The sequence below is a fragment of the Aeromonas sp. MR19 genome, assembly GCF_963899305.1.
GTDB classification, from domain to species: domain Bacteria; phylum Pseudomonadota; class Gammaproteobacteria; order Enterobacterales; family Aeromonadaceae; genus Aeromonas; species Aeromonas bestiarum.
Window position 1 is genome coordinate 69,522 of the sequence record NZ_CAWQWZ010000002.1, and the last position, 12,766, is coordinate 82,287.

Annotated in this window: 13 protein-coding genes and 1 pseudogene; all 14 read right to left on the minus strand. The window is 61.6% G+C overall.

What is annotated here, in order from left to right; genetic code table 11:
* Positions 1-11: 11 nt before the first annotated feature.
* The 14 genes and pseudogenes from flhA to fliH all read right to left on the minus strand — a co-directional run bounded on the left by flhA (position 12) and on the right by fliH (position 12,764).
* The gene (gene flhA / locus AACQ95_RS01245) at positions 12-2,114 is read right to left on the minus strand and encodes a flagellar biosynthesis protein FlhA (protein ID WP_098984605.1); all 2,103 of its coding nucleotides are present in this window, start codon (positions 2,112-2,114) and stop codon (positions 12-14) included.
* A 107-nt stretch (positions 2,115-2,221) separates the two neighbouring features.
* The gene (gene flhB / locus AACQ95_RS01250; protein WP_098985195.1) at positions 2,222-3,352 is read right to left on the minus strand and encodes a flagellar biosynthesis protein FlhB; all 1,131 of its coding nucleotides are present in this window, start codon (positions 3,350-3,352) and stop codon (positions 2,222-2,224) included.
* An 86-nt stretch (positions 3,353-3,438) separates the two neighbouring features.
* Positions 3,439-4,236 (minus strand): flagellar biosynthetic protein FliR, encoded by a 798-nt coding sequence (gene fliR / locus AACQ95_RS01255; RefSeq protein ID WP_098984606.1) that lies wholly within the window; start codon positions 4,234-4,236, stop codon positions 3,439-3,441.
* 79 nt (positions 4,237-4,315) lie between these two features.
* On the minus strand, positions 4,316-4,585 hold the full coding sequence (gene fliQ / locus AACQ95_RS01260) for a flagellar biosynthesis protein FliQ (RefSeq protein WP_098984607.1): 270 nt from the start codon (positions 4,583-4,585) through the stop codon (positions 4,316-4,318).
* A 27-nt stretch (positions 4,586-4,612) separates the two neighbouring features.
* A pseudogene (locus AACQ95_RS01265) lies at positions 4,613-4,747 on the minus strand (flagellar type III secretion system pore protein FliP); the annotation flags it as partial.
* A complete protein-coding gene (fliP, locus tag AACQ95_RS01270; protein ID WP_043555972.1) occupies positions 4,741-5,517 on the minus strand; it encodes a flagellar type III secretion system pore protein FliP in 777 nt (258 codons plus the stop codon). The gene fliP and the pseudogene AACQ95_RS01265, both read right to left, overlap by 7 nt.
* Positions 5,504-5,887, minus strand: coding sequence for a flagellar biosynthetic protein FliO (fliO, locus tag AACQ95_RS01275; RefSeq protein ID WP_043134690.1), 384 nt, complete (start codon positions 5,885-5,887; stop codon positions 5,504-5,506). Before fliO ends, fliP begins: the two co-directional genes overlap by 14 nt.
* Positions 5,888-5,948: 61 nt before the next feature.
* Complete coding sequence (gene fliN / locus AACQ95_RS01280) at positions 5,949-6,341, minus strand: flagellar motor switch protein FliN (protein ID WP_017412373.1); 393 nt, start codon at positions 6,339-6,341, stop codon at positions 5,949-5,951.
* A 51-nt stretch (positions 6,342-6,392) separates the two neighbouring features.
* Positions 6,393-7,463, minus strand: a complete 1,071-nt coding sequence (gene fliM / locus AACQ95_RS01285; protein WP_043134689.1) for a flagellar motor switch protein FliM — start codon at positions 7,461-7,463, stop codon at positions 6,393-6,395.
* A gap of 9 nt (positions 7,464-7,472) precedes the next feature.
* On the minus strand, positions 7,473-7,991 hold the full coding sequence (gene fliL / locus AACQ95_RS01290) for a flagellar basal body-associated protein FliL (protein WP_043134688.1): 519 nt from the start codon (positions 7,989-7,991) through the stop codon (positions 7,473-7,475).
* 57 nt (positions 7,992-8,048) lie between these two features.
* On the minus strand, positions 8,049-10,013 hold the full coding sequence (locus AACQ95_RS01295) for a flagellar hook-length control protein FliK (RefSeq protein WP_241280330.1): 1,965 nt from the start codon (positions 10,011-10,013) through the stop codon (positions 8,049-8,051).
* Between the two features lie 92 nt (positions 10,014-10,105).
* The gene (gene fliJ / locus AACQ95_RS01300) at positions 10,106-10,546 is read right to left on the minus strand and encodes a flagellar export protein FliJ (RefSeq protein WP_241280332.1); all 441 of its coding nucleotides are present in this window, start codon (positions 10,544-10,546) and stop codon (positions 10,106-10,108) included.
* Positions 10,547-10,572: 26 nt separating this feature from the next.
* Complete coding sequence (fliI, locus tag AACQ95_RS01305) at positions 10,573-11,904, minus strand: flagellar protein export ATPase FliI (protein WP_043134686.1); 1,332 nt, start codon at positions 11,902-11,904, stop codon at positions 10,573-10,575.
* Positions 11,905-11,975: 71 nt separating this feature from the next.
* Complete coding sequence (fliH, locus tag AACQ95_RS01310; protein ID WP_043555967.1) at positions 11,976-12,764, minus strand: flagellar assembly protein FliH; 789 nt, start codon at positions 12,762-12,764, stop codon at positions 11,976-11,978.
* Between the last annotated feature and the right edge of the window lie 2 nt (positions 12,765-12,766).

The window sequence follows — 12,766 nt, forward strand, 5'->3', positions numbered from 1 at the left end:
ATCTCCGCTAACTAGTTCTGTCCTACCGCACTGACGATGCGGATTTGCTTGTCATCAGGCACTTCCTGATAAGACAGAACGCGTAATCCAGGAATGGCATTCTTGACAAATTTCGCCAGGGTATTGCGCAGTATCCCTGATGTCAGAAGCACGGCCGGTTGGCCTTCCAGTTCTTGTCGTTGAGTGGCTTCCACCAGCGAGCGTTGCATCCGCTCCGCCAGGCCCGGCTCTATGCCGGCGCCATCACCACCCCCTGCCTGCAGGGATTGATGCAATATACGTTCCAATTCTGGTGCCAAGGTGATCACCGGCAGCTCGGGATCCGGGCCGGCAATCTCCTGCACTATCAGGCGACGCAGGGCGATACGGCAGGCTGCCGTCAGCACTTCCGGATCCGGACTGCGCGGGGCGTATTCCACCAGGGTCTGCAGGATAGTGCGCATATCGCGGATTGGCACGCCTTCATTGAGCAAATTCTGCAATACCTTCACCAGGTTACCCATGCTGATGACTTCAGGAACCAGTCCTTCCACCAGCTTGTTCTGATGCTTCCCTATCATGTCGAGCAGCTGTTGCACCTCGTCATGGCCCAGCAGCAGGGCCGCATGGTTGGAGAGGATCTGGCTCAGATGAGTGGCGACCACTGTGGCGGTATCCACCACCGTATAGCCGAGGGTCTGGGCCTGGGAGACCTGCTCCTTGGCGACCCACACGGCTTCCAGCCCGAAGGCGGGATCCCGGGTGGCGATACCCTGGATCTGGCCGAACACCTGACCCGGATTGATGGCCATTTCCTTATCATGGTAAACATTGGCCTCGCCGGTACTGACTCCCATCAAGGTGATGCGATATTGGTTGGGCGCGAGATCCAGGTTGTCGCGAATGTGCACGGCCGGCACCAGAAAGCCCAGCTCCTGGGAGAGTTTCTTGCGCACCCCCTTGATCCGGTTGAGCAGCTCCCCGCCCTGATTGCGATCCACCAGCGGGATGAGCTGATAGCCCACCTCCAGCCCTATGATGTCCACCGGCATCACGTCGTCCCAGCTCAGCTCTTTCTGCTCATGGGGTTGGTCGGTCGTGGCGGGCATCAGTTCGCCCTTGGCAGCCTTGGCGGCGGCCCGCTTCTCGCGGCGCAGCAGCCACCAGGCACCGGCAGCCGAGAGAATCCCCAGGCTCAGGAAGGCAAAGTGCGGCATGCCGGGTACCAGCCCCATCATCAGCAGTATGCCGGCCGAGATGATCAGCGCCTTGGGGTTGTCAAACAACTGACCCAGCACGGCCGTGCCCATGTCCTGATCCGTGTTCTGCCGGGTCACTATGATGGCCGCGGCAATGGAGAGCAGCAGGGAGGGGATCTGGGCCACCAGACCGTCACCTATGGCCAGCAGGGTATAGATCTGGGCTGACTCACTGAAGGTCAGCTGGTGCTGCATCATGCCGATGATGAAGCCACCTATGATGTTGATGAAGAGGATCATGATGCCGGCGACGGCATCACCCTTCACGAATTTGGAGGCACCGTCCATGGAGCCGTAGAAGTCGGCTTCCTGGGTCACGTCCAGGCGGCGCTTCTTCGCCTCTTCCTGGTTGATAAGCCCGGCGTTCAAATCGGCATCTATGGCCATCTGTTTGCCTGGCATGGCATCCAGGGTAAAGCGGGCGCTCACCTCGGCGATCCGCCCGGCACCCTTGGTGATCACCACGAAGTTGATGATCATCAGGATCGTAAAGACGATGATGCCGACGGCATAGTTGCCGCCGATCACCACGTTGCCGAACGCCTCGATCACATGGCCGGCCGCCGCACTGCCGTTGTGGCCTTCCAGCAAGACCACCCGGGTTGACGCCACGTTGAGCGCCAGACGCAGCAAGGTGGCGAGCAGCAAGACGGTTGGAAAGGCGGCAAATTCCAGCGGCCGTCGGGTATAGACGGCAACCAGCAGCACCACTATGGAGAGCGCGATATTGAAGGAGAAGAGTACATCCAGCATCAGCGGCGGTATGGGCAACACGACCATACCCAGAGACGCCAGCACCAGCAGCGGTGTCCCCACCCCCTTGGTCAGCAATCCCCTGTGCTCTTTCAATCGGCCCAATGATGCCTGGAATTTCATCTTTTTTCTCAATCTCAAACCGCTGGTGCAAGATTAAAGCAAACATCAAGCCAACAATTCAATACATTGATTTTAAATGATTTTATTTTGACTGTGTCAGAAGTTTGTCATTTGCGAAATTCAGGCGGAATGGGCAGATCCTTGGCGAGCGGATTGGGGCGCCGGCCACGGCCACGGCGGAACTTCTTGAGCTGATACACATAGGCCAGCACCTGAGCCACGGCGGCAAACAGCCCTTCCGGTATCTCGTGACCTATCTCGGTGGAGTGAAAGATGGCGCGGGTGAGCCCGGGAGAAGGCATGATGGGGATCTCGTACTCCCTTGCTATCTCCCGGATCTTCATCGCGATCTCATCAGTGCCCTTGGCTACGACCTTGGGCGCGGCCCCCGGCTTGGCGGTATCGTATTTGAGCGCCACCGAGTAGTGGGTCGGGTTGGTGATGACCACGTCCGCCTTGGGCACATCCCCCATCATGCGGCGCATCGCCATCTCCATCTGCAAGCGGCGGATCCGGCCCTTCACCTCGGGCTTGCCCTCGCTGTCCTTGAACTCGTCCTTGACCTCCTGCTTGGTCATCTTGAGCTGACGCATGTGGTTCCACTGCTGGAACGGCACGTCTATGGCCACTATGGGGATGAGGGCGCAACAGAGGATGATCAGCATCCACAGCAGCAGATCCAGCGCATCTATGATGCCGCCAGGGTAGCCCTCCAGGGAGAGGTTGAGCAGGTGGTTGAACTGGCTCGACAGCATCCACCAGGCAAACAGGGTGATGAACACCACCTTGGCGATAGACTTGATCAGCTCGACCAGGGATTGCACCCCGAACATCCTCTTAAGGCCATTCAAGGGGCTCAGCTTGCTCCACTTGGGCAGCATGGCCTCGGAGGAGAAGTTCATGCCCCCCATCAGGGTGTTGCCAACGAAGGCGGCGATAGCCACCAGCATGAACAGCAGGCCGAGCGGATGCAGCAGCTCCCTCAACAGGGCGGGCACCATGGCCCCCATGGCATTGGGATCGAAGGCCTGGTCCCGATCGAGCGTGAAACCCATGGTGAGGATCTTGACCATGGCGCCGGCCAGACTCTCCTTGACCATCAAGAGACCAAAGACGGCCGCCAGCAGGACGCTGGCGGTACCCAGCTCCTTGGAACGTGCAATCTGCCCTTTTGCCCGGGCCTGTTGCAGTCGTTTGCCCGTGGGTTGTTCGGTACGTTCCTGATCGGTATCAGCCATGCTGCCGACCTCCGACACGCGGGAGCTTGCTTAGTTGTGCTCGCCCCCGGAAGGCATCGAGTCGTTCGCTACCCAGTTGCACGCAATCAGCCATTCTGGCCACCGAAGCACTGGACGTTGATGAGCTCGCAACTGGTCTCCTGCACCCGCTCCCACATGGAGTCGAAGTGGCCGAGGAAGCCGCCTATGGTGAGCCAGAGGATGAGCAGACCGGACATCATGCTGACCGCGAAACCTATGCTGAAGATGTTGAGCTGGGGCGCCGCCCGCGTCATGACCCCGAACGCAAAGTTGATGAGCAGCAGCGCGACTATGGCCGACAGCGCCATCACCAGCGAGGCCTGGTACATGACCCCCAGGAATCCGACCAGACTGCGGATGGCGGGCAGGGTGAGCCCGGCATCTGAGACCGGCAAGGTATCAAAGCTCAGCACCACCATGCGCAGCATGATGAGGTGGCCATCCACCGCCAGAAACACCAGGGTCGCCAGCATCAGATAGAACTGGCCCACCACGGGGGCCGACTGGCCGTTCATGGGATCCACCAGGGTGGCAAAGCCCAGACTGGTCTGCATGGCGATGACCTGACCGGCCATCACGAAGCTCTCCATCAGAAACTGGGTCATGAGGCCAAGCGCTATGCCGATGAGCAACTGCTGGGCCAACACCAGAAAACTGCCGACGGAGAACAGCTCTATCTTGGGCATGGGAGGCAACAGGGGGGCGATCATGAAGGTCAGCGCCAGCGCCAACCCGATACGGATACGGGCCGGCGTCAGGCGACTGCCAAACACCGCCATCACCATCAACAGGCCGCTCACCCGCGCCAGCGGCCAGAGGATGGAAGACAACCACTCCATGATGAGAGCGGTCGTGTAGGTCATCTCACCACCCCGGGGGTGGCATGAGATGCCGCCATCAGCGGGCCGTCAGGGGACGTCCCAGAGGCTTGCCGGGCATGGCTCATCCCACCACCTCGGGAATCTGGCTCACCATCAGCAGGAAGAAGTCCATCAGACTCTGCAAGCCCCAGTGCGCGCCCGCCCCCAGCGCAAACAGGGTGACGATGAGACGGGGCAGGAAGCTCAGGGTCTGTTCGTTGATGGAGGTGGCGGCCTGAAAGATGGCCACCAGCAGGCCGACGCACAGGCTCGGCAGGATCACGGCGCACACCATGACGGTCACCAGCCAGAGTGCCTCGCGAAAGACGTCAATAAAGGTTTCCGGACTCATGCCATTCGCTCCTTGCGTTTGTCCGCCTTAACCACCGGCACCCAGCCCGACGCTGTTGGCGAGGGATCCCAAGATCAGGTTCCAGCCGTCCACCATGACGAACAGCATCAATTTAAATGGCAGGGAGACCAGAACGAGATTGAAAGAGAGCATCATCATCCCGTCCCCAGCCCAAAGCTGTTGGCGAGGGATCCCAGGATCAGGTTCCAGCCATCCACCATGACGAACAGCATCAGCTTGAATGGCAGTGATACCAGCATAGGCGACAGCATCATCATCCCCATGGCCATCAGGATACTGGCCACCACCAGGTCTATCACCAGGAAGGGGAGAAACAGCATGAAACCTATCTGGAAGGCAGTCTTCAGCTCGCTGGTGACGAACGCCGGGATCAGTACCCGCAGCGGCACCTCAGAGGGCTTGTCCACCTGTACGTTGGCTATCTCCATGAAGGTGTTGAGATCCTTGATCCGGGTCTGGGCCAGCATGAATTGATGGATGGGCAGCTCGGCCTTCTCCAGCGCCTCCTTGGCCTGGATCGTCTCGGCCAGATAGGGCTGCAGCGCCTCATTGTTGATGCGATCCAGCACGGGCGACATGATGAAGAACGACATGAAGAGCGCAATGCCGATCAACACCTGGTTGGAGGGGCTCTGCTGCAGACCTATGGCCTGGCGCAGTATGCCCAGCACTATGATGATGCGGGTAAACGAGGTCATCATGATGACCATGGCCGGCAAGAAGGAGAGCGCCGTCATCAGCGCCAGCACTTGCAGGGTCAGGCTGTATTCCTGACTGCCGTCCGCCATGGTCTTGATGGTCACAGCCGACATGCCATCCTGGGCCAGTGCCAGCGGTGACAACAGGAGCAGGGATGCCAACAGGCCGACCAGCAGCCCGAGCTGTGACCATAAGCGGTTAGGTTTTTTCATGCTTGCCCATCAATTTGCCAAGCTGCTGGGAAAACGCCTGGGGCTGGCTCTCGTCCAGCGGCTCCTCCAGGCGATAGAGGAAGTTGACCTGCTGTGGCGTCACCCCGATCAACAGTTGCTGCTCGCCCACCTTGACCACCAGCAGCTTCTCCTTGTAGCCCACCGGCAGGCTGGCGATGACCCGCATCTGGCCGCCGCCCATGGCGGTGGCTATCTTGCTCTTCTTGAGCAGAAAGCCCAGCACCAGGATGAGGCCTATGACCATCAGACTGGAGAGCAGCCAGGAGGTGAGGCTGGGGGGATTGGCCCCCGCACCGGGATTGGCCAGTGCAGGGAGGGACAACAGCAGTAACGGGAACGCGCGGATCATGTGATTTTGTTGATCCTTTCGGCCTGATTGATGATGAGACCAGTCAACGCAATGATTCTGGTCATTTGAGTTTCTTGATCCTTTCAATCTGACTGATGACATCGGTCAGACGGATACCGAACTTGTCGTTTACCACCACCACCTCGCCGTGGGCGATCAGGGTGCCGTTGACCAGCACGTCCAGCGGCTCGCCCGCCACCCTATCCAGCTCCACCACCGAACCCTGGTTCAGCTGCAACAGGTTGCGGATGCTGATCTGGCTGCGGCCCACTTCCATGGCGATGGTGACCGGGATGTCGAGTATGGTGTCGAGCTTGCGCCGCTCCTCGGCACTGATGGGGGCGTCATCGGTCAGCTCCTCGAGGGGAGCCGGCTTGGCTTCGGCAATCACCTGCTCTTCCAGGGCGGCTGCCCAGGCGTCCGCCATCAGATCCTCTTCATCAGTTCCGCTCATCTTGCTTCCTTATGCTGCTTCGTGGCCGTCTGTCGTGACAGGCAGTCCATGTTATCGCTGTTGATCTTCGATGCTGCGCTCGAGCTCTTCCAGCTCGGCCTCACCATCGATGCGTATGCCGCCCCGGGTCACCAGATGCATCTCTGTCTTGACCCCTTCCGGGCGTTTGAGTTTGTCGGTAATCTTGAGCGCCACATTCTCCTTGGTCCGCCCCATCTTGGCGTGGAAGGTGGGCAAATCTTCCACATAGACCAGCAGGTTCTCCGGCATCTCCACCGGTATGATGTCACCGGGTCGCAGCTCCATCAGCTCGCGCAGGGTCAGATCCGTCTCCAGCAGCTTGGCTCTGATCTCGACCTTGACGTCCATGATCTCGTCACGCAGCGCCTTGCTCCAGCGCACGTCCGTGTCACCCTTGTCGCTCTGCACACCGGCATCCAGCAGCTCGCGAATGGGCTCCAGCATGGAGTAAGGCATGGCCACGTGGAAATCCCCGCCGCCGCCATCGAGCTCTATGTGGAACGAGCTCACGACGATCACCTCGGTGGGGCTGACGATGTTGGCCATGGCCGGGTTCACCTCGGAGTCGAGGTATTCGAAGCCCACATCCATCACCGGCGCCCAGGCATCCTTGTAATCCTCGAACACCAGCTTGAGCAGCATCTGTATGATGCGCCGCTCGGTGGGGGTGAACTCGCGCCCCTCGATCTTGGCGTGGTAGCGGCCATCGCCGCCGAAGAAGTTCTCCACCAGGATGAACACCAGGCGGGCTTCCATGGTGATGAGAGCCGTGCCCTTGAGCGGGCGGAAGCGCACCATGTTCAGGCTGGTCGGCACGAACAGGGTATGGACGTACTCGCCGAACTTGAGCATCTGCACGCCGTTGATGGAGACCTCGGCGGTGCGGCGCATCATGTTGAACAGGCTGATCCGCATGTGGCGGGCGAAACGCTCGTTCACCAGCTCCAGGGTCGGCATGCGACCACGGACGATGCGGTCCTGGGAGGAGAAGTCAAACTGGGCGACGCCGGGATCTCCCGCCGCGCCTATCTCTTCCTCTTCGACATCATCGACACCGTGCAAGAGGGCATCAATTTCGTCCTGACTTAACAGATCGCTCACGCATCACCCTTATTGCATTACAAAGCCGGTAAACAGCACTTGTTCGATAACGGGGGAAGAGACCAGGTCATTGAGCACCCGACGGCACTCTTCCAGTGAATCCTTGCGCAGCTTCTCCTTGCCTTCGAAGGTCATCAGCTGCTCGCTGGTAGCGGCACTGAAGACCCGCAGCAGGGTACCTTCGATCAGAGGGACATTCTGCTTGGCCAGGGTCTCGTCGGCGGCGCCACGCACCATCAGCTGGATCTTGATCTGCACCAGTCGATCCCGCTGACCACCCGAGACGTTGAACACGAAGGGGCGCGGCATGCCCACGTAGAGCGAGGGCTGGGCCGCCTCCTCCTTGGGCTTGGCATCCTTCCCTTCCGCCGAGGCTTCGGCCGCCGGTTTGTCGCCGCCGGACAGCATCAGCCAGGCACCGGCACCACCGCCACCCAGCACAATCACGGCCAGGGCGACTACCATGATCAGCTTCTTTTTCTTGCCTGCCGCCGGGTCTTTCAGCGTCAGTTCGTTATCATCTGCCATCCCTTGTCCACCCTAGTCTCAAACTTGTTCGATATCATAAACTTACTCAGGCTGGCATCAAGCATAGAAATCAATTCCGCTGTCGTTTGTCGATTCCGTCAGCAAACGACTGCCTGCGGCCGTGACCTCTGCCTCAGTTTGGCCTGTTTCGGCAAAAGTTCCGCTCTCTTTTTGACCTTGCTGGCCCTGTCCGGCAAAGGCCGACTGACCCTGTGACTGTTGCTGCGGCTGCTGTTGCACCAAGGTCTGACCGAGCTGGATGCCCTGCCCGGCCAGCATATCACGCAGCCGTGGCATGGCCTGCTCCAGCATTTCGCGGGTCTGGCCATGTTGTACCACGAAGTGCACGTTGGCCTGGTTGTCGGCGCCAATCTGGATCTGGATCTTCATCTTGCCAAGGCCAAGGGGGTCGAGCTGGATCTCCGCCTGCTGCAACTTGTCCGCCAGCATCAGGTTCACCTTCTGGTGCAGCTGGGCCGGCGCCTCCGGGTTGGCCAGCTTGAGGTGGGGCAGATTCTGGGGATCGCGCCGCGCCGCTATGTCGACCGTGGGTTTGCTGTCGTTGTTGGCCACCTGGGGCTGGCTGTTCTGCTGCACCTGCTGGCTGTGATTACTGTCGTGGGTGCTGGACTCGGTCCCGAGGACGCTGCCTTTGCCAAACTCGGCCACCTTCTGCTTCACGTCCACCTTGACCTCGCTCCTGACCTTGGCAGCCTCGCGGCCTTCGCTGGCCTCCATCTGCTTGATCCCGGCCGACAAGGCGCTCAGCGAGGCCTGTGGCCCCTGGGATTCACTGCTGGCCAGCACCTGTTGCGGGGCCGTCAACACGGGTTCGGCTGGCGGCTGGGCAGCCGGCGCCGTGGCGCTGCTGCCAGCGGTGGCCAGCGGACTCTCTGACTTGGCGGCCGTGGTCGCCCTGGCCTGGGCCTGCTCGCCCCCCTCGGCAGCGACCCTGGTCTGAGCGCTATCCGCCGAGCGGGTCGTATCCGTGTCGGTCCGCTCCTGACCCGCTTCAAACGCCCTGGTGGCGCTCGTCTGGGTGGGCACGGCCTGCTCCATAGCACGCTGGGGATGTGCCTTCTCGGCGCCCTCCTTGTTGCTCATGGAAGGAGTGACGGGTTTGGCGCTGGCATCGATCTCGACGGACTTGTTCCCCTCGCCTTTGGCGGCCTTGTCCACCGCCTCGGTCGGCAACACCTTGCTCAGCAAGGCGGCCCGCTCGGCGCCGGTGAGTTCGGCCTTGCCCGCTTTGTCTGTGCCAGCCGCCCCTTTGTCCTTGCCTGCCTCTTTCGGCTCTTTGCCTGCCTCTTTCAGCTGGGCAGCCATGGCGGCAGCATCGCTCTGCATGGCTTGCGCCTCGCCCTCAGCTGCCGGCACCTCGACCCCTTCCCCCTTGAGCAGGCTGGCGGCCTGTTGTGCCTGCAAGGCTGCGCCGGTTGCGGCTTTTCTGTCATCCAGGCTGAGCGGCTTGTCGCCCGCGCCGACCAGCACATCGGCCGCTTCTGCGTCCTCCCCCGCTTGCGGCAACATATTGCCGTCCGTTTCCACGGCTGGCGCGGTCGCAACCAGGTTGAGCGGAGCGGGGGAGACCAGGCTGGTGTCCTGCTTGAGGGCATCTTGCAGACGCTGCAAGAAATCGATGGGAGAGGCACTGCTCTCGGCCTCCTCCATTTTTTTCTTTTTATCGTCGCTGGCCGCCGAGCCTTCGGTGGCATTCGCCAAAGATTTGGCATCGGCGTGCTTGTCACTGGCACCTTTGTCACCGGCCACCGAGTCAGTGACGACCTGACCACCGGCCTTCGGCTCGCCCGCAGCCGCCTGAGAGGCCTGAGAGGCCTGAGCGGCCTTGGTCATAGGTGCACCCTCAGCCTGGGCCTTGGCCATCGCATCGGAGAAACCGCCTTTCGACTCACCCTGTGGCGTCGGTTCACCGCTGTCGGAGGGGGGAGGGAGCTGAGCACTCTTGTCGGCAGGCGCAGCAGCCTGAACGGGGGGGGTATTGGTTAGCAGTGTCTGCATCATGATAAAAATCCCTGACGACAATCGGGTTCTGGTGCGGCCCTCACGAACGCGATGGCGGTGAGGCGCACACTGGATGGGCAGAATAAAGCAAGTTACAGGCCAGAATGATGGAAGCGGCGCAGCATGGCGTACTCATCCAGCATCTTCTGCTCCTGACGCTGGGCCTTCTGCTGCTCACGCCCGGCCTGCTTGGCCAGCAGCAGCTCCACTGCCTTGCGCCTCTGCTGGGCGGCCAGCCACTCTTCGCGCCGCAACGCCAGTGCCTGGCGCACCTGCAGCACACCTTCGTACTGCTGGGTGGCCGCTTGTTCAAGCTTGTTGATGAAGGCGTGGTACTGGGCATTCTGCTGGGCCGCTATGCCCTGCAGACCGCGATCTGTCCACTGCTGATGGTAGATCTGGCGGTACTGGTTGAGCGCCTCCTGCTGCTCCATGAAGATTTTCAGATCCTGCTGGGCCTTGGCCAACGCCAGCGCCGCCTGCTGTTCGGCCTCCATCAGCCGCTCGGACAACATCACCAAGCCTTTACTCATGACTGCCTTCCCTCTTCATCATATGGTCAACGCATCAGGGGCATGGCCACCAGCTGCAGGGATTGCAGGCCCTCATCGTAGTGAATGACCTCGCGCATTCCCTGCTGCAAGAACTGATCCAGATAGGGTTTTTGTATTATGGCGCGATCGATGCGGGGATCCGAACCCTGGCTGTAGGCACCTATGGTGATGAGATCCCGGTTCTGCTGATAGAGGGAGTAGAACTGCTTGAGAGTCCGCGCCAGCTCCATGTGCTGGGGCGACGTGACCATGGGCATGACCCGGCTGATGGATTTTTCGATGTCGATGGCCGGGTAGTGGCCCGCATCGGCCAGCTCGCGCGACAGCACTATGTGGCCGTCCAGGATGGCCCGCGCCGCATCGGCGATGGGATCCTGCAAGTCATCCCCCTCGGTCAATACGGTGAAGAAGGCGGTGATGGAGCCCTGGCCGTCGCTGCCGTTGCCGGCCCGCTCCACCAGCGCCGGTAATTTGGCAAATACCGAGGGCGGATACCCCTTGGTCGCCGGCGGCTCGCCCACCGCCAGCGCGATTTCACGCTGGGCCTGGGCGTAACGGGTCAGCGAATCCATCAGCAGCAGCACGTTGAGCCCCTGATCGCGGAAATACTCGGCGATGGCGAGCGCCGTCTCGCACCCCTTGAGGCGCATCAGGGGCGAGGCATCGGCCGGAGCCGCCACCACCACGGAGCGGGCACGCCCCTCCTCCCCCAGAATGTCTTCGATAAACTCTTTCACTTCCCGGCCCCGCTCACCGATGAGGCCCACCACCACCACGTCCGCCACCGAGCCGCGGGTCATCATGCCGAGCAGCACGGACTTGCCGACGCCCGAACCTGCGAACAGCCCCATCCGCTGACCCTGCCCCACGGTCAGCACGGCGTTGATGGCGCGCACGCCCACGTCCATCGGTTGATGGATGGGTCGGCGGGAGAGCGGATTGATGCGGTGCTGGGCAAACTGCACCGTCTGGGAGGAGAGAATGGGGCCAAGCCCGTCCAGCGGCTGGCCTATGCCGTCTATGACCCGGCCCAGCAGGTTCATGCCGACCGGAATGCCGTGCTCTTCGGTGATGGGCACCACACGGGCACCCGGGATGACCCCCTTGAGCTGCTCGCTCGGCATCAGGAACAGGCGATCGCCGGAGAAGCCCACTACTTCGGCCTCCAGCATGCCGTCCTGGGTATCGATGCGACAGAGGGCACCGATGGCGGCGCGGCAGCCGATGGCTTCCAGCGTGAGGCCCACCACCCGGGTCAACTTGCCGGCGACGGGCGGCTTGGGGGCGATATCGCGCACCCGATACCCTTGCAACCGAGTGAGTAACGAGCCGCTCATCTGGCCTCCTGAAAGCGATATTGAGATGGGTCATGCCTGCGGCGGGCCGGCTTGCGCCGGCCCGCCGCCGGTTATTCGTGATTGTCTCGCAAGAAGTTGCGCAGCAGCTGGTCGATGCGTCCCGCCAGCGTCAGGTCGATGCTGGAGAGTTCGGTCGCCAGCTGCAAGTCGCCGGGGGAGAGGGTGGGATCGCTTTGCAGCCGCCAGTGACGCTTGGCGCACTCTTCCACCCCGAACGCCTGCTCGACCCGGGTGATGTCATCGGGATGCAGCATCAGGGTGACCCCCTGCTCGGCGGCAGGCAGCAAGGCCAGCCCCTGTTTGAGGGCTTCCAGCAGGATGCGGGGAGACGTCTCTGCCTCGTGCCGTATGAGGGCGCGGGTCAGCTGCAGCACCAGAGCGATGAGTTGCTGCTCCACCGCCTGATCCAGCTCGTTGAGGGGGGTGGCAAGACGATCGACCAGTGACTGCCAGTGGGCCAGTTGCTGATCCACCAGTTCGCGGCCCATGGCCAGTCCCTCCTCCTTGCCCTGCTCCAGCCCGGCGGCATGGCCCTGTTGCAGGCCTTCCAGCTTGCCCTCCTCCAGCCCCTTGGCAAAACCGGCGGCCTGGCCTTCGGCCATGCCCTCGTCCCAGGCGGCCTGACGGATGGCTTCCAGCTCTTCTGCCGTGATGCTGGGGGTCGGCTCCTCTGCCGGCTCCTCGACCGGCGCCTCTTCCTCCTGCCGATACCAGTCCGGCGTCAGTCCGAGGGCATTGGTCTCGACCTCGGATTCGACCTCCATCTCGGGCCAGCCCCAGGCCTCGACCCGGGCATCGTCCCCATCGGGACGCACATAGCCACGCAGCTTGTTGTTCATGC

Excerpts from the sequence above, each read along its gene's own strand:
- fliO (WP_043134690.1), bottom strand. The coding sequence starts at position 5,887 with ATGATCCGCGCGTTCCCGTTACTGCTGTTGTCCCTCCCTGCACTGGCC.
- fliN (WP_017412373.1), bottom strand. The coding sequence starts at position 6,341 with ATGAGCGGAACTGATGAAGAGGATCTGATGGCGGACGCCTGGGCAGCC.
- flhA (WP_098984605.1), bottom strand. The coding sequence starts at position 2,114 with ATGAAATTCCAGGCATCATTGGGCCGATTGAAAGAGCACAGGGGATTG.
- fliQ (WP_098984607.1), bottom strand. The coding sequence starts at position 4,585 with ATGAGTCCGGAAACCTTTATTGACGTCTTTCGCGAGGCACTCTGGCTG.
- fliI (WP_043134686.1), bottom strand. The coding sequence starts at position 11,904 with ATGAGCGGCTCGTTACTCACTCGGTTGCAAGGGTATCGGGTGCGCGAT.
- fliR (WP_098984606.1), bottom strand. The coding sequence starts at position 4,236 with ATGACCTACACGACCGCTCTCATCATGGAGTGGTTGTCTTCCATCCTC.
- flhB (WP_098985195.1), bottom strand. The coding sequence starts at position 3,352 with ATGGCTGATACCGATCAGGAACGTACCGAACAACCCACGGGCAAACGA.
- fliP (WP_043555972.1), bottom strand. The coding sequence starts at position 5,517 with ATGAAAAAACCTAACCGCTTATGGTCACAGCTCGGGCTGCTGGTCGGC.
- fliJ (WP_241280332.1), bottom strand. The coding sequence starts at position 10,546 with ATGAGTAAAGGCTTGGTGATGTTGTCCGAGCGGCTGATGGAGGCCGAA.
- fliH (WP_043555967.1), bottom strand. The coding sequence starts at position 12,764 with ATGAACAACAAGCTGCGTGGCTATGTGCGTCCCGATGGGGACGATGCC.
- AACQ95_RS01295 (WP_241280330.1), bottom strand. The coding sequence starts at position 10,013 with ATGATGCAGACACTGCTAACCAATACCCCCCCCGTTCAGGCTGCTGCG.
- fliL (WP_043134688.1), bottom strand. The coding sequence starts at position 7,991 with ATGGCAGATGATAACGAACTGACGCTGAAAGACCCGGCGGCAGGCAAG.